This is a genomic window from Streptomyces sp. NH27, assembly GCF_056859195.1.
The window spans coordinates 1-14,801 of the sequence record NZ_JACEGK010000152.1; the positions used below are offsets into that span (position 1 = coordinate 1).

The following is a 14,801-nucleotide window of genomic DNA, read 5'->3' on the forward strand; positions in this document are numbered from 1 at the left end:
GTGATCGACTGGTTCGACGAACACGCGCGGGACCTGCCCTGGCGCCGGCCCGACGCGGGTGCCTGGTCGGTGATGGTGAGCGAGTTCATGCTGCAACAGACCCCGGTGAGCCGGGTGCTGCCGGTGCACGCGGAATGGCTGGAGCGGTGGCCCCGCCCGGCCGACCTCGCCACGGAGTCGCCGGGCGAGGCGGTCCGGGCCTGGGGCCGGCTCGGCTACCCGCGGCGCGCCCTGCGACTGCACGCCGCCGCGACGGCCATAGCACAACAACACGGCGGCGAAGTTCCCCGCGAGCACAGTGAGTTGCTGGCCCTGCCGGGCATCGGGGAGTACACCGCGGCGGCGGTGGCGTCGTTCGCGTACGGCCGGCGGCACATCGTTCTGGACACGAACGTGCGACGGGTCTTCGCCCGGGTCGTCACCGGCGTGGAGTACCCGCCGAACGCCACGACGGCCGCGGAACGCCGGGTCGCGGCCGCCCTGCTGCCCGAGGACGAGGACACCGCGGCGCGATGGGCCGCGGCCACCATGGAGTTGGGCGCCCTGGTGTGCGCGGCGCGCTCCCCGCAGTGCGGCAGCTGCCCGCTCGCGGACCGCTGCGCCTGGCGGTTGGCCGGCTCACCCGCGCACGAGGGTCCGCCGCGGCGCGGTCAGACGTACGCGGGCACCGACCGACAGGTGCGCGGCCGGCTGCTGGCGATCCTCCGGGCCAGCCGCACCCCGGTCCCGCGCGCCCTGCTCGACACCGCCTGGACCGAACCCGTACAGCGCACCCGCGCCCTCGACGGCCTGATCGCCGACGGTCTCGTGGAGCACCTGCCCGACGACCACTTCCGCCTGCCGGCCTGACCGGGCCGATCAGCTCGGCCACGTGACCTGACGGCCCGCCCGATCGCCCGAACGGCGCCTGCCGGCTGCCGGGCGGGCGTGGCGGTGCAGGTGCGGGCCGGAGGGATTCGAACCCCCGGAGGGTGTCACGGCAGTCCCCGCCGCTCCCCCTCAACCGCCCGGGCGGGGGTTCCTCCGCCCGGGTGGCGCAATGGGCCGCTCTGCCACAGCCCGCACCCTGGTGTCAGCACCTGCACGCCAACGACCTGGCCCCACCCTCGGCGACCGTTTTACCGCCGCAGCCACCGCACTTGCCGCGCCCGCCACCCCGTACGGCACCTGCCGTCGCACCGCGCTTGCCGTACCCGCCCGGCCGCCCGGAACCCCGTCCGCATATCGGCGTTTCGCGCCTCTCCGCCCCCTCCGCCGGGCGCTGTTACACAACTGATGGGTTGCTGTGCGGTCGTTGTGCGGTGCTGGTCGCCAAAGCCCAACATCCGGTTCGTAGCGTCGAAAGCGGCCGTGGGAGGCGTTCTCGTCGGCCGTGAACGGTAGAGCGTTATCGGCGGGGTGGAGGCGGCACAGATGGCGGCGATGAGCGGGGTTCTGGAGTTCGAGGAGTACGTACGGACCCGGCAGGACGCCCTGCTGCGCAGCGCCCGGCGACTGGTGCCGGACCCGGTGGACGCGCAGGACCTGGTGCAGACCGCGCTGGTGCGTACGTACCCGCGCTGGGAGGGCATCGCCGACAAGCGGCTCGCGGACGCCTACATGCGCCGGGTGATGATCAACACCCGGACCGAGTGGTGGCGCAGCCGGCGGCTGGAGGAGGTGCCGACCGGCGACCTGCCGGAGTCGAGCGTCGACGACGGCGCCGAGCAGCGCGCCGACCGGGAGATGCTGCGGGACGTGATGCGGGTGCTGGCGCCGCAGCAGCGGCAGGTGGTGATGCTGCGGCACTACGGCCAGCTCAGCACCGAGGAGACGGCCCGTGCCCTGGGGATGTCGGCGGGTACCGTGAAGAGCACGCTGCACCGGGCGCTGGCCCGGCTGCGGCACGAGCTGGAGCACGGCAGGTACGGGTACACGCGGAGGGAGAGCCAGTGCGCCGCGTAGCGCTGACCGCCGCCGTGGGCGCCTTCGCCTGCGTCGCGGCCACCGGCTGCGGTACGACGGTGACCGGTGCGCGGCAGGAGGGCCCGGCGCCGACCGCGACGATGAAGACGCCCGACACCGGCGCGCCCGCGCTCGCCGCCGATCCCGCCGCGCTGGCCGGGATGGTGCGGCGCGACACCAGCGTGAGCGCCGACGTGCGGGAGGACCTGAAGCCGTGCACCGCCGGCACCGCCGACGACACCGATGACGCCGATGACGCCGACGGCTCGAGCCCCTCGGACGGGTCCGACGCGACCTACCCGCTCGACACCGACTCGGGCGATCTCACCTCGGGCGACGGCCCGGACCTGGTGGTCAACGTCACCACCTGCGGCGACGGCCTCGGCATCGCCGCCTACGTGTACCGGAGGATCGGCGCGAAGTACCGCTGCGTGTTCGCCGACGAACGTTCCCCGGTCTACGGCAGCGTGATCGACGGCCGGCTGCAAGTGGTCCACGAGGTCTACCGGACCGACGACGCGGTGACGTACCCGACCGGTGAGGAAACGGTCACCTACGCCTGGCGCGGCACCCACTTCCTCCAGGTCTCCCGCTCCTACTTCAACTTCGGCGCTAAGACGCCGACCGCGACGCCCGAGCCGACCTCCACCGAGCCCGCGCCGCTGCCCAGTTCCCAACTGCTCGACCCGCAGCTGCCGTCGGACACCGTCCCGATCCCGTCGCCCTCCGCAACGCCCGCCACCACCCCGGAATCCAAGTCCTCGGCCGCCACCGCACCGGCCGACGGCGCGAGTGGGGGACGATAGGACCATGGCCGCCACCCACGTGTTGTTCGTCGAGGACGACGACGTCATCCGCGAGGCGACCACGCTCGCCTTGGAGCGCGACGGTTTCCAGGTCACCGCGGCGCCCGACGGCGTCACCGGGCTGGAGGCGTTCCGGGAACGGCAGCCGGACCTCGCCCTGCTCGACGTGATGGTGCCGGGCATCGACGGGGTGAGCCTGTGCCGCCGTATCCGCGACGAGTCGATGGTCCCGGTGATCATGGTCTCGGCGCGGGCCGACGCGATCGACGTGGTGCTCGGCCTGGAGGCGGGCGCCGACGACTACGTCACCAAGCCGTTCGACGGCGCGGTGCTGGTGGCCCGTATCCGCGCGGTGCTACGCCGCTTCCGCGCCGCCGCCTTTGTCGGCGAGGTGGTCGACGAGGACACCGTGCTGTCCTTCGGCGACATCGAGATCGACCCGGAGGGCATGGAGGTCACCCGGGCCGGGCGCCGGCTGGCGCTGACCCCGACCGAGATGCGGCTGCTGCTGGAGTTCGCCAGTTCCCCCGGCACCGTGCTGTCCCGTGACCGCCTGCTGGCCCGGGTCTGGGACTACGCGTGGGGCGGCGACACCCGCGTGGTCGACGTCCACGTGCAGCGGCTGCGGACGAAGATCGGCCAGGACCGGCTGGAGACCGTACGCGGCTTCGGCTACAAGCTGAGGGCCTGAGAGGTGGCCACCCACGAGCCGCTGCGCGAGCCGACCCGCGACCCGGCGTCCGGGCCGCCGCGCCCCCCGGTCCCCGGGCCGGCCACCCACGAACCGACCTCCGGTCCGGGCCCGATACCCCGCCCGGCCCGGACCGAGCCGTTCTCCTCGCTCGACCGCGAACCGCGCCCCGCGCACGACCGGAAACCGCGCCCCGCATTCGCCGGCGAGCCCGTCGGCGACCTGACCGACCCGGCCGACCCGGCCGATCCGACCGATCCGTCCGGCCTGATCGACCCGTCCGACCCCGACCCCTCGTCCCGCCGGCTCCGCCAGGCCCACCTTGCCGCCCGCCTCAGCCGCCTCTCGACCCGCCTCGGCCGCCTGACCACCCGCCTGACCCGCCGGGCCCGCCGCGCCCTGCGGCGCCACCCGCTGCTGCGCCGCCTGCTCCTGCGCCACGGCCTGCGCTGGAAGATCAGCGCGGCCATCGCCGCTGTCTCCGCCCTGGTCGTCCTCGCGCTCAGCCTGGTCGTGCACAACGCCGCCCGGGTCAGCATGATCAACTCCACCCGGGACGTCCAGGACGAACGCGTCCAGTCGGCGCTGCGGATCTACGAGGCCACCGGCCGACTCGTCTTCTACGCCCGGCTCGACGACCCCGACCTGCCCCCGGCGCTGAAGAGCTACGCCGCCACGGGCCAGCGCGCCACCTACGTCGCCGACGGCCGCCACGGCGCCCCCACCGTATGGGCCGAGACCCCGGCCGGCGGCCACCACGTGCTGTCGCTCAAGAGCGCCTTCAGCGACCGCTACTCCGTGCTGGTCGACCTCGACCAGGCGCTCATCGCCGGCTCCATCGCGGTGGTGGTCGGCGGCACCGCGATCGGCGTGCTGATCGGCGGCCGGATGTCGCGCCGGCTGCGGAAGGCGGCCACCGCGGCCCGCAAGGTCGCCGACGGCGACACCCAGGTACGGGTGCGCGAGGCGATCGGCGGCCGCCGGGTCCGCGACGAGACCGACGAACTGGCCCGCGCGATCGACGGCATGGCCGACGCGCTCCAACTCCGGCTGGAGGCCGAGCGCCGGGTCACCGCCGACATCGCGCACGAACTGCGCACCCCCGTCACCGGCCTGCTCACCGCCGCGGAACTGCTCCCGCCCGGCCGCCCCGCCGAGCTCGTCCGGGACCGGGTACACGCGCTGCGCACCCTCGTCGAGGACGTACTCGAAGTGGCCCGGCTGGACGGCGCCGCCGAGCACCCCGAGCTCCAGGAGATCGCGCTCGGCGAGTTCGTCCGCCGCCGGGTGCCCGCGATCGCGCCCGACGCCGAGGTGGTCGTCGCCGAGGACGCCGTCGTGCAGACGGACCCGCGCCGCCTGGAACGGGTGCTCGGCAACCTCCTGACCAACGCGCTGAGGCACGGCGCGCCCCGGATCGAGGTCCTGGTCGACGGCTCCTTCGTCCGTGTCCGCGACCACGGCCCGGGCTTCCCCGCCGACCTGCTGCGCGAGGGCCCCAGCCGCTTCCGCACCGGCCGCACCGACCGCGCCGGCGGCGGCCACGGCCTGGGCCTGACCATCGCGGTCGGCCAGACCCGCGTCCTCGGCGCCCGCCTCACCTTCCGCAACGCCCCCGACTCCGATGGCGGCGGCGCCATCGCCCAACTGCTCCTCCCCCGCGCCTAGACGGGGCTGGGCCGAACCCCTCGCGGCTCCCCTTCCCCGCGCCTGGGCCGAGCCCCTCGCGGCTCCCCATGCCCGGGCGGAGCCCTTCGCCCCGCCCGGGCAGCCGGCCCCGCGTGCGCTCTCAGACCGCGTCGACCGGCACCGGCGCCTCGTCGCCCACCGCATCGGCCGGCGTGGGGCCGGCCCCGCGCAGCGGCGTCTCGATGACGAACAGCGCGGCGATGAAGCCGAGCACGCTGACCGCCGCACCCCACAGGAAGACCTGGTGCGTGCCGGAGGACACCGCGTGGAAGTACCCGTCCTTCACCGTGGCCGACAGGTGCGCGACCGCCTTGGGGTCGAGCTGGGCGCCGCCGCCGAGCGCGGCCGAGCCCTTGTCGCCCAGCCGCGCGGTCATCACGTCCTGCACCCGGTGCGAGAACAGCGCACCGAACAGCGAGACGCCGAAGGAGCCGCCGATGGTGCGGAAGAGCGTCGCCGAGGAGGAGCCGACGCCCATGTCCCGCATGTCCACGCTGTTCTGCGCCACCAGCATGGTGATCTGCATGATGCAGCCCATGCCGGCGCCGAGCACGGCCATGTAGAGGCCGGAGGTGGTGCGGGAGGTGTCGACGCCCATCGTCGACAGCAGGTAGAGCCCGATGGTGATCAGCACACCGCCGACGATCGGGAAGACCTTGTACCGGCCGGTGCTGGTGGTGAGCCGCCCGGCGACCATGGACACGGCCATCATCGCGAGCAGCATCGGCAGCAGGAGCAGGCCGGAGTTGGTGGCGGAGGCGCCCTGCACGGTCTGCTGGTAGAGCGGCAGGAAGGTCATCGCGCCGAACATCGTGAAGCCGACGAGGAAGCCGACCAGCGAGATCAGCGAGAAGTTGCGGCTGCGGAAGATGCGCAGCGGCAGCACCGGCTCGGCGGCGCGGGTCTCGACGAAGAGGAAGCCGGCCAGCGCGGCCAGGCCGAGCACCAGCAGGCCGAGGATCTGCGCGGAGCCCCAGGCGTACTGCGTGCCGCCCCAGGTGGTGAGCAGCACCAGCGAGGTGATCGCGACGGTGAGCAGGGCGGCGCCGAGGTAGTCGATCCGGACCGCGGCACCGGGCTTCTTCTTCGGCAGGTGCAGCACGATCGTGATCACGGTCAGGGCGACCGCGCCGATCGGCAGGTTGATGTAGAAGCTCCAGCGCCAGCCCCAGTTGTCGGTGATCGAGCCGCCGACCAGCGGGCCGCCGATCATCGCCACGGCCATCACGCCGGCCATCATGCCCTGGTACTTGCCGCGCTCGCGGGGCGGGATCAGGTCGCCCATGACCGCCATCACGCCGACCATCAGACCGCCGGCGCCCAGGCCCTGGATCGCCCGGAAGGAGATGAGCTGATCCATCGACTGGGACATCCCGGACAGTGCCGAACCGAGCAGGAACAGCACGATCGAGGTGAGGAAGATCCCCTTGCGGCCGTAGATGTCGCCGAGCTTGCCCCAGATCGGGGTGGAGGCGGCCGTGGCCAGGGTGTAGGCGGTGACCACCCACGACAGGTGGTTGAGGCCGCCCAACTCGCCGACGATGGTGGGCATCGCGGTGCCCACGATCATGTTGTCGAGCATCGCGAGCAGCATGGCGATCAACAGGCCCGCCATCACCACCCGCACGCTGCGCTGGCGCGGTTCCGCGGCAGCGGGCGGTGTGTCGCGTGGTGTGTCGGTCTGGGTCATGACCGGCGTCCCTTCCTCCGGGAGGAGGGCGGAGTCGTTCACTGAACTTGGACCGACCGGCAAATGGAGGGCGGCGTCGCAGGCCGATAGCTCTTGCCCGGACGGCTTCTCCTCAGTCACCAGGGCTCCGCCCTGGCTCCCTCGTCGGCACCACCTGGACTCGGCCCTCGACCCGCTCCTTCTCCCACCCACCATGTGCCGGTCGGTCTTACTTGCCGCCCGGCTAGTTATGTCGTCGGGCAGCAAGGTACGACGCTAACTAGCCGGGCGTCAAGTAAGTGCGTAAGGTCGTGGTGGGGCCGTACCGTGAGTGGGCCCGTCACGCCGTGACCGCCCGAGGTCACGCGTAGTGCAGCAGGAGAGCGACCGCCATGGCCACAACGCACCACGCCCGGCGCAGCGACACGCGCCGACGCATCCAGGACGTCGCCCTGAAGCTCTTCGCCGAGCAGGGGTACGAGAAGACGTCGCTGCGAGAGATCGCCGAGCGACTGGATGTCACCAAGGCCGCGCTGTACTACCACTTCAAGACCAAGGAAGACATCCTGATCAGCATCTCTCAGGACCTCGCGGCCCCGATCGACGAGCTGATCACCTGGGCCCAGCGGCAGCCGCGCACGCTGGACACCAAGCAGGAGATGCTGCGTCGCTACAGCGACGCGCTGTGGGGCGCCACCGACCTCTTCCGGTTCTTCCAGGAGAACCAGGCCACCGTCCGCGACCTCGCCATCGGCGAGTCCTTCAGGGGCCGGCTCACCGCGCTCAGCGAGTTGCTCAAGGAGCCGGACTCGCCGATGACGGCGCAGGTCCGCTCGCTGACCGCGCTCTTCGCGATGCACGCGGGGATGCACGCCATGCAGAGCATCGAGGGCGACCCCGAGGAGAAGCGCGCGGCCGTCCTCGCGGTCGCCCTCGACCTGGTCGCCCAGGCGGACGCCGACCTCGTCACCGGCTAACGACCGCACAGCACCGAACACACGGCACTGAACGCACGGCGGCGAGCACCCGCCAGGAAACGCGCGGGGACCCGGGCATCACCGATGCCCGGGTCCCCATTTCGAGTGTCGCGCCCGCCTTACGGGTTGACGCCGTGCGCGCGCAGGAAGTGCAGCGGCTCGACCGAGGAGCCGTAGACCGGCGAGGTCCGGACCTCGAAGTGCAGGTGCGGGCCGGTCGAGTTGCCGGTGGAGCCGGACAGGCCGATCTTCTCCGCCGTGTTCACGTGCTGGCCGACGTGCACGCCTATCTTCGACAGGTGGCCGTACTGCGTGTACAGCTGCGACCCGTGCTTGATCACGATGTTGTTGCCGTAGGCGCCGCCCCAGCCGGCCGTGACCACGGTGCCGCTGTGCGCGGCGCGGACGGTGGTACCGCTGTTGACGACGAAGTCCTGGCCGGAGTGGGTGTGGGCCCAGTGCGGGCCCGCCTGCGCGTAGCCCGCGCCCAGCTTGTAGCCGGTGGTCGGGGTGACCCACGACGCCTGGAGCTTCTTGGCCTTGGCGGCGGCCGTCGCCTTGGCGTCCGCCTTCGCCTTCGCGTCGGCCTCGGCCTTCGCCGCGGTCTGGTCCGCGGCGGTCTTCTGGCTGACCGTCTGGGCGTGCACGACGGTGGAGATGCTCGCGGCCGTGTCGGCCGACATGAAGCCCGAGGCGCTCTGGGAGCCCGCGGTGTCCTGGGAGGAGTGCGACGTGGCGGCGAACGCCGCCGTAGAGCCCAGCGCGAGCGCCACCACCAGGCCGCCGCCCACTACGGCGACCCGGCCGCGGGTGACGGTCTTCGGGGTGCGGTTCTGCGTCGTTGAGTTCTTGCGCATGAAGAAGATGACCTCACTGGATGGGGGAGCGACGAATCCGGCAGCGGCCCGTCGCGAATCCTTGGTAACCCGACATTCCGGGCGCTGGCAAGGACCCCTCTTACTACGGACATTCGTAGGCGAAAAGATGCCTTGTGTCCGAATTGCCCGATGCGGGTTCCCGGTAGGTACCGCCCCCCGACCCACGCACTATTTCCGTTAGTAAGTGGTCCACGTCACGTGGGACACGTCACCGGCACTACGGTGGGAACGGCTTTCCGTGGAGCTTCGGACGCGGCTCCGGCGGAGGATTCCGAGAGCGTCCCGGGCCCACCGGCCCGGGTCGAGAGGGGGGCGGAACCATGACCGCACAGGACGAGACCACGCCGGCGCTGACCGGCATGGAGCTGGCCGACGCCGTGGAGGCGGTACGAGCCGGGTTGATGGAGGGCGCGGTGCGCGGCGCCGGCGCGGACGTACGGTTCGAGGTCGGCGAGATCCACATGGAGTTCACGGTCGAACTGCAACGGACCAGGACCGGCCGCGGCGGCGTCAAGGCGTGGATCGTCGAGGCCGGCGCCGAGGCCGCCCGCACCTCCGGCACCACCCACACCGTCTCCCTGACCCTGCACCCGAAGTCCGCCGCCGGCGGCCACCTCCTGATCGGAGCCCCGCGCGGGGACGCGTCGAGCGTGCAGTACGAGAGCTGACGGCGCCGTGCCCGTGCACCCGGCGCCCCACGGTCCTGAAACACCGCCCACCCGACAAAAACGGCCCGGCCCCGACTTCCCCTCGCGGGGTGTCGGGGCCGGGCCCTTCGTACAGGTACCGCCGGGGCGGACTACTCCTTGGAGAGGTTCGGCGCGCCGCCGGCCGTCTCCACGGGCGGGGCGTCGGCCACCGTGACCTTCTCCTCGCCGCGGAAGGTGAACGTCTTGCTCTCGCCTTCGCCCTCGACGTCCACGACCACGATGTGGCCGGGACGCAGCTCGCCGAAGAGGATCTTCTCGGAGAGCGTGTCCTCGATCTCGCGCTGGATCGTCCGGCGCAGCGGCCGGGCGCCCATCACCGGGTCGTAGCCGTGCTTGGAGAGGAGTTCCTTCGCCTCCATGCTCAGCTCGATGCCCATGTCGCGGTCGCGCAGCCGCTCGTCCACCGCACCGATCATCAGGTCGACGATCTGGAGGATGTCCTCCTGGCTGAGCTGCGGGAAGACGATCACGTCGTCCACACGGTTGAGGAACTCGGGGCGGAAGTGCTGCTTCAGCTCGTCGCTGACCTTGTTCTTCATCCGTTCGTACCCGGACTTGGTGTCGCCCTGGGCGGCGAAGCCCAGGTTGAAGCCCTTGGAGATGTCCCGGGTGCCGAGGTTGGTGGTCATGATGATGACGGTGTTCTTGAAGTCCACCACGCGGCCCTGGGAGTCGGTCAGCCGACCGTCCTCCAGGATCTGCAACAGGCTGTTGAAGATGTCGGGGTGGGCCTTCTCGACCTCGTCGAAGAGCACGACCGAGAACGGCTTGCGGCGCACCTTCTCGGTGAGCTGGCCGCCCTCCTCGTATCCCACGTATCCGGGCGGGGAGCCGAACAGCCGCGAGACGGTGTGCTTCTCGCTGAACTCGGACATGTCGAGCGAGATCAGCGCGTCCTCGTCGCCGAAGAGGAACTCCGCGAGCGCCTTGGACAGCTCGGTCTTACCGACGCCGGACGGGCCGGCGAAGATGAACGAGCCGCCGGGACGCTTGGGGTCCTTCAGGCCGGCGCGGGTACGGCGGATCGCCTTGGAGAGCGCCTTGACCGCGTCCACCTGCCCGATGATGCGCTTGTGGAGCTCATCCTCCATGTGCAGCAGCCGGGTGGACTCCTCCTCGGTCAGCTTGAAGACCGGGATGCCGGTGGCGGTCGCCAGGACCTCGGCGATCAGCTCGCCGTCGACCTCGGCGACGACGTCCATGTCGCCGGCCTTCCACTCCTTCTCCCGCTTGGACTTCGCGGCGAGGAGCTGCTTCTCGTTGTCCCGCAGGGAGGCGGCCTTCTCGAAGTCCTGCGAGTCGATCGCGGACTCCTTCTCCCGGCGCACTTCGGCGATCTTCTCGTCGAACTCGCGCAGGTCCGGCGGCGCGGTCATCCGGCGGATGCGCATCCGGGAGCCCGCTTCGTCGATCAGGTCGATCGCCTTGTCCGGCAGGAACCGGTCCGAGATGTAGCGGTCGGCGAGCGTGGCCGCCTGCACCAGGGCCTCGTCGGTGATGGAGACGCGGTGGTGTGCTTCGTACCGGTCCCGCAGACCCTTGAGGATCTCGATGGTGTGCGGCAGCGACGGCTCCGCGACCTGGATCGGCTGGAAGCGGCGCTCGAGCGCGGCGTCCTTCTCCAGGTACTTGCGGTACTCGTCGAGGGTGGTGGCACCGATGGTCTGCAGCTCGCCACGGGCCAGCATCGGCTTCAGGATCGAGGCCGCGTCGATCGCGCCCTCGGCCGCGCCGGCGCCCACCAGGGTGTGCAGCTCGTCGATGAACAGGATGATGTCGCCGCGGGTGCGGATCTCCTTGAGCACCTTCTTCAGGCGCTCCTCGAAGTCACCGCGGTACCGCGAGCCGGCCACCAGGGCGCCGAGGTCAAGCGTGTAGAGCTGCTTGTCCTTCAGCGTCTCGGGCACCTCGCCCTTGACGATCGCCTGGGCCAGACCCTCCACGACGGCGGTCTTGCCGACGCCGGGCTCGCCGATGAGCACCGGGTTGTTCTTCGTACGGCGGGACAGCACCTGCATGACCCGCTCGATCTCCTTCTCGCGCCCGATCACCGGGTCGAGTTTGGTCTCACGAGCGGCCTGGGTGAGGTTGCGGCCGAACTGGTCCAGCACGAGCGAGGTCGAGGGGGTGCCCTCGGCCGGCCCGCCGGCCGTGGCCGACTCCTTCCCGCCGGAGTAACCGGACAGCAGCTGGATGACCTGCTGCCTGACCCGGTTCAGATCGGCGCCCAGCTTCACCAGGACCTGGGCGGCGACGCCCTCGCCCTCGCGGATCAGGCCGAGCAGGATGTGCTCGGTGCCGATGTAGTTGTGGCCGAGCTGAAGGGCCTCGCGGAGCGACAGCTCCAGCACCTTCTTGGCACGGGGAGTGAAGGGGATGTGGCCGGACGGGGCCTGCTGCCCCTGCCCGATGATCTCCTCCACCTGCTGGCGGACCGCCTCAAGAGAAATCCCGAGGCTCTCCAGGGCCTTAGCGGCGACACCCTCACCCTCATGGATCAGGCCCAGGAGGATGTGCTCGGTGCCGATGTAGTTGTGGTTGAGCATCCGGGCTTCTTCCTGAGCCAGGACGACAACCCGCCGCGCGCGGTCGGTGAACCTCTCGAACATCGTTAATCGCTCCTCAGAGCGGTCGGGCAGTGAGGGGTCGGTCCCCTCCCTGTCCTTCCGCATGCTAGTCCCGCACAGCGGCGCCGCTCACGAATCACCCCCGCTCTCGCGAGGAAAGCCGCGCAACCGGCTGACGTCACTCCCACAACCTCGATGGTGCGAGACGATGTTCCCGCAGGCCAGGCGAATGCCCCCTTAATCAGTACGCCCGTGGCGAACGCCCGCCCCGCCTGCCCGAACACCGGCCCGTCCCACTAGGTACTACTTACCCTCGGTGGCCGCTAATCCACACCGCGCGGGCACTCGGCTCTGCGCTACGGGCGAACAGCCCGCGCCGCTTTCCGGCCATCCCGGATCGCCCTCGCCGTCACCTTCCCGTCGACCGGTCCCGGGCTCCGCCACCCACCAGGATCACCAGGTGTGTTCGATGCCGGACGATACGTAACCACCGCGAGGGGGCGGCAGTTGACACGGCATGGGCTGGTACGAGCACGAGCTGGGGTGGCCGCTGGCCGGTGGCCCGCCCCCGGCGCTGGTCACGGGGGTGCGGTTCGACGCGCTCGACGTGCCTGCGGAGGCGGGCTTCGCGATGCTGAGCCGGTTCTCCCGCCCGGGTCTGCTCGGGCCGGTCGCGCTGGACGGCCACCGGGTGCGGCTACTGGTCGCCGCCGGGACGGCCGAAGAGCTGCCCGGGCTGCTGGAGTGGCTTGAGTGGGGGGGCATCGAGCTGGACCTCGCGGCCCTGGGCGCCGGGCAGAGCCTACGGGCCCCCGCGCACCCCGAGTGGGGCCGCAGGGAGGCCGCGTACGACCGATCCGCACCGGTGTGGCTGCGGCCTCCTCGGCCTGGGTTCGACGTGGAGTCGACCGTGCCCGCACTGCGTGTCGCACCCGAGGCCGACGAAACGGGGGTACCCGTCGGGCTCGGCACGCTGGTGGCCGCATTGGCGACCACCTGCCACCGCGTCACGCTGCGGGCCCGCTGCCCCGATCAGCCGTGGGCCTTCTCGTACGCCTCACGGATGGTCGCGGGGACGCGGCCACGGTCATTGACCTCGTAGCCCTTCTCCTTGGCCCACGCGCGGATCTTCGCGGTGTCCTGACCCGAGCCGCTGCCGCCACGCACGGCCTTGGTGCGCCCACGCCCGGCACGACCGCCGGTGCGGCGACCACTGTCCGTGTACGGGTTGAGCAGCCCACGCAGCTTGTCGGCATTCTCCGTAGTGAGATCGATCTCGTACGTCACACCGTCGAGCGCGAACGTTACGGTCTCGTCGGCCTCGCCACCGTCGAGGTCGTCCACAAGAAGGACCTGAACCTTCTGTGCCACCGGCTTCCCTTTCATCGAAAACGGATTAACGGTAAAAGCAAAGCGCCTTTCACCGAAAAACACAAACCCCTTGCGCGAAGTGGCTCCCCCGTGCGCCAGCGCGATCCGGACATACCGGTCTCAGAGTTGCAGCAGCATCCGGCTGTTACCCAAGGTGTTGGGTTTCACTCGCTCCAGGTCGAGGAACTCGGCGACACCCTCGTCATTGGAACGCAGCAGCTCGCCGAAGACATCGCCGTCCACCGGGGTCTCACCGATCTCCACGAAGCCGTGCCGGGCGAAGAAGTCGACTTCGAAGGTGAGGCAGAAAATACGCCTGACGCCGAGCCAGCCCGCGGTGTGCAGCAACTTCGCCAGCAACTGGTGCCCGACACCGGCCCCACGCAGGGAGCGGTGCACGGCGAGCGTCCTGACCTCGGCCAGGTCCTCCCACATCACGTGCAACGCGCCGCAGGCGACCACATCCGCGTCCTCGTCGCGTTCGGCGACCCAGAACTCCTGGATGTCCTCATAAAGGGTCACCGTGGCCTTGTCCAGCAGGATGCCCTCCCTGACATAGGAGTCCAGCAGCCGCCGCAGCGCGGGGACATCGCCGGTACGGGCCCGGCGGATGGTCACGTCATTCGACATCAGGGGCATGGGCGGACGCTATCGCCCTTCGGGTTCCGTCGGTCCGGAGGGGTCCACGGACTGGATGATGCGCAATGCGTCCCGCACGGCTTCACGCTGTTCCGGCGACATCATGCCGAAGAAGTGCACGAGGGCCTCGGCGGGGTTGTCGCTCGCCGCCCAGGCTTCGTTCATCAGTGCGGCCGAGTACGCCGCACGCGTCGATACCGCCTCATAGCGATATGCGCGGCCTTCCGCCTCACGGCGCAGCCACCCCTTCTGCCGGAGGTTGTCCATTACGGTCATCACCGTTGTGTAGGCGATGGAACGGTCCCGCGAGAGGTCTTCGAGTACCTCACGAACCGTGACCGCACGGTTCCACTCCCACACCCGGGTCATCACGGCGTCTTCGAGTTCTCCGAGTGGTCGGGGCACACCGGAAATACTACGGGCGGAACGCGACGAATGTCGTAATTACCGCTCTTCGCGACTTTCGGGGCAGTGGCGAGGCGGTGGAGCGGCGGCCCGGTGCGCCGGTCGGCGACGCACCTCGGCCGGTCAGCGCTCTTCGGGGGTGGCGACCCGGGCGACCTGGGCGGCCTCGGCCGCGGCGAGCGCGGCGTCCACGGCCGCGTCCTCCTTGGCCTTGTTGGCGCCGCCCTGGTTCTTGACGATGGTGACGATCAGGGCGATGAAAAGCACCGCCATCACCAGGGGCGGCACGATGGCCGAGATGTAGTCCATGCCGCCCAGCGTAGCCACCCCCGTTCGCGCTAGGCGGAGCGGGCCTCGTCCGGTTTGCGGTCCCGGCGGTTCGGCGGCCAGATCTCGGCCGGGGTGGGGGTCCGACGGCCCGGGTCGCGGGGTTCGGCGGCGGGCGGCGGGGTGAC

Annotated in this window: 15 protein-coding genes; 8 read left to right on the top strand and 7 right to left on the bottom strand. The window is 70.9% G+C overall.

Annotation, left to right across the window (positions count from 1 at the left end):
• The 5 genes from AC13HU_RS14880 to AC13HU_RS14900 all read left to right on the top strand — a co-directional run.
• Window positions 1–849 (top strand): HhH-GPD family protein (locus tag AC13HU_RS14880; protein WP_483042326.1); only part of this gene is annotated, 849 nt, incomplete at its 5' end.
• Window positions 850–1,413: 564 nt separating this feature from the next.
• Window positions 1,414–1,944, top strand: coding sequence for a SigE family RNA polymerase sigma factor (locus AC13HU_RS14885; RefSeq protein WP_483042327.1), 531 nt, complete (start codon window positions 1,414–1,416; stop codon window positions 1,942–1,944).
• Window positions 1,932–2,750 (top strand): hypothetical protein, encoded by an 819-nt coding sequence (locus AC13HU_RS14890; RefSeq protein ID WP_483042328.1) that lies wholly within the window; start codon window positions 1,932–1,934, stop codon window positions 2,748–2,750. Before AC13HU_RS14885 ends, AC13HU_RS14890 begins: the two co-directional genes overlap by 13 nt.
• A 4-nt stretch (window positions 2,751–2,754) precedes the next feature.
• Complete coding sequence (cseB, locus tag AC13HU_RS14895) at window positions 2,755–3,441, top strand: two-component system response regulator CseB (protein ID WP_483042329.1); 687 nt, start codon at window positions 2,755–2,757, stop codon at window positions 3,439–3,441.
• A 417-nt stretch (window positions 3,442–3,858) separates the two neighbouring features.
• Window positions 3,859–5,109: a sensor histidine kinase gene (locus AC13HU_RS14900; protein WP_483042339.1), complete on the top strand. Its 1,251-nt coding sequence runs from the start codon at window positions 3,859–3,861 to the stop codon at window positions 5,107–5,109.
• A 121-nt stretch (window positions 5,110–5,230) separates the two neighbouring features.
• On the opposite strand, the gene AC13HU_RS14905 is transcribed toward AC13HU_RS14900, so the two are convergent.
• Entirely contained in the window at window positions 5,231–6,820 is a 1,590-nt protein-coding gene (locus tag AC13HU_RS14905; protein ID WP_483042330.1) for an MDR family MFS transporter, read from the bottom strand.
• A 371-nt stretch (window positions 6,821–7,191) separates the two neighbouring features.
• Between AC13HU_RS14905 and AC13HU_RS14910 the strand changes: the two genes are divergently transcribed.
• Complete coding sequence (locus AC13HU_RS14910; RefSeq protein WP_483042331.1) at window positions 7,192–7,776, top strand: TetR/AcrR family transcriptional regulator; 585 nt, start codon at window positions 7,192–7,194, stop codon at window positions 7,774–7,776.
• Between the two features lie 119 nt (window positions 7,777–7,895).
• Here the strand turns inward: AC13HU_RS14910 and AC13HU_RS14915 are convergent, their stop codons facing one another.
• Complete coding sequence (locus AC13HU_RS14915) at window positions 7,896–8,633, bottom strand: M23 family metallopeptidase (protein WP_483042332.1); 738 nt, start codon at window positions 8,631–8,633, stop codon at window positions 7,896–7,898.
• Window positions 8,634–8,974: 341 nt separating this feature from the next.
• Here AC13HU_RS14915 and AC13HU_RS14920 point away from each other — a divergent pair, with 341 nt between their 5' ends.
• Window positions 8,975–9,322 carry a trypco2 family protein gene (locus tag AC13HU_RS14920; protein ID WP_483042333.1) on the top strand — a complete coding sequence of 116 codons (348 nt, stop codon included), beginning with the start codon at window positions 8,975–8,977 and terminating at the stop codon, window positions 9,320–9,322.
• 131 nt (window positions 9,323–9,453) lie between these two features.
• Here AC13HU_RS14920 and AC13HU_RS14925 read toward each other — a convergent pair whose 3' ends face one another.
• A complete protein-coding gene (locus AC13HU_RS14925) occupies window positions 9,454–11,973 on the bottom strand; it encodes an ATP-dependent Clp protease ATP-binding subunit (protein ID WP_483042334.1) in 2,520 nt (839 codons plus the stop codon).
• 475 nt (window positions 11,974–12,448) lie between these two features.
• Between AC13HU_RS14925 and AC13HU_RS14930 the strand changes: the two genes are divergently transcribed.
• A complete protein-coding gene (locus AC13HU_RS14930; protein ID WP_483042335.1) occupies window positions 12,449–13,033 on the top strand; it encodes an SCO3374 family protein in 585 nt (194 codons plus the stop codon).
• Here the strand turns inward: AC13HU_RS14930 and AC13HU_RS14935 are convergent.
• The 4 genes from AC13HU_RS14935 to AC13HU_RS14950 all read right to left on the bottom strand — a co-directional run bounded on the left by AC13HU_RS14935 (window position 12,964) and on the right by AC13HU_RS14950 (window position 14,655).
• Window positions 12,964–13,302: a histone-like nucleoid-structuring protein Lsr2 gene (locus tag AC13HU_RS14935; RefSeq protein ID WP_483042340.1), complete on the bottom strand. Its 339-nt coding sequence runs from the start codon at window positions 13,300–13,302 to the stop codon at window positions 12,964–12,966. The two genes, AC13HU_RS14930 and AC13HU_RS14935, sit on opposite strands and share 70 nt — an antisense overlap.
• A gap of 120 nt (window positions 13,303–13,422) precedes the next feature.
• Window positions 13,423–13,941, bottom strand: coding sequence for an amino-acid N-acetyltransferase (locus AC13HU_RS14940; protein ID WP_483042336.1), 519 nt, complete (start codon window positions 13,939–13,941; stop codon window positions 13,423–13,425).
• Window positions 13,942–13,950: 9 nt separating this feature from the next.
• Window positions 13,951–14,346, bottom strand: a complete 396-nt coding sequence (locus tag AC13HU_RS14945) for a BlaI/MecI/CopY family transcriptional regulator (RefSeq protein ID WP_483042337.1) — start codon at window positions 14,344–14,346, stop codon at window positions 13,951–13,953.
• Between the two features lie 123 nt (window positions 14,347–14,469).
• Window positions 14,470–14,655 carry a hypothetical protein gene (locus tag AC13HU_RS14950; RefSeq protein WP_483042338.1) on the bottom strand — a complete coding sequence of 62 codons (186 nt, stop codon included), beginning with the start codon at window positions 14,653–14,655 and terminating at the stop codon, window positions 14,470–14,472.
• Window positions 14,656–14,801: the final 146 nt, after the last annotated feature.

Excerpts from the sequence above, each read along its gene's own strand:
- AC13HU_RS14885 (WP_483042327.1), top strand. The coding sequence starts at position 1,414 with ATGGCGGCGATGAGCGGGGTTCTGGAGTTCGAGGAGTACGTACGGACC.
- cseB (WP_483042329.1), top strand. The coding sequence starts at position 2,755 with ATGGCCGCCACCCACGTGTTGTTCGTCGAGGACGACGACGTCATCCGC.
- AC13HU_RS14905 (WP_483042330.1), bottom strand. The coding sequence starts at position 6,820 with ATGACCCAGACCGACACACCACGCGACACACCGCCCGCTGCCGCGGAA.
- AC13HU_RS14910 (WP_483042331.1), top strand. The coding sequence starts at position 7,192 with ATGGCCACAACGCACCACGCCCGGCGCAGCGACACGCGCCGACGCATC.
- AC13HU_RS14915 (WP_483042332.1), bottom strand. The coding sequence starts at position 8,633 with ATGCGCAAGAACTCAACGACGCAGAACCGCACCCCGAAGACCGTCACC.
- AC13HU_RS14920 (WP_483042333.1), top strand. The coding sequence starts at position 8,975 with ATGACCGCACAGGACGAGACCACGCCGGCGCTGACCGGCATGGAGCTG.
- AC13HU_RS14925 (WP_483042334.1), bottom strand. The coding sequence starts at position 11,973 with ATGTTCGAGAGGTTCACCGACCGCGCGCGGCGGGTTGTCGTCCTGGCT.
- AC13HU_RS14930 (WP_483042335.1), top strand. The coding sequence starts at position 12,449 with ATGGGCTGGTACGAGCACGAGCTGGGGTGGCCGCTGGCCGGTGGCCCG.
- AC13HU_RS14940 (WP_483042336.1), bottom strand. The coding sequence starts at position 13,941 with ATGCCCCTGATGTCGAATGACGTGACCATCCGCCGGGCCCGTACCGGC.
- AC13HU_RS14950 (WP_483042338.1), bottom strand. The coding sequence starts at position 14,655 with ATGGACTACATCTCGGCCATCGTGCCGCCCCTGGTGATGGCGGTGCTT.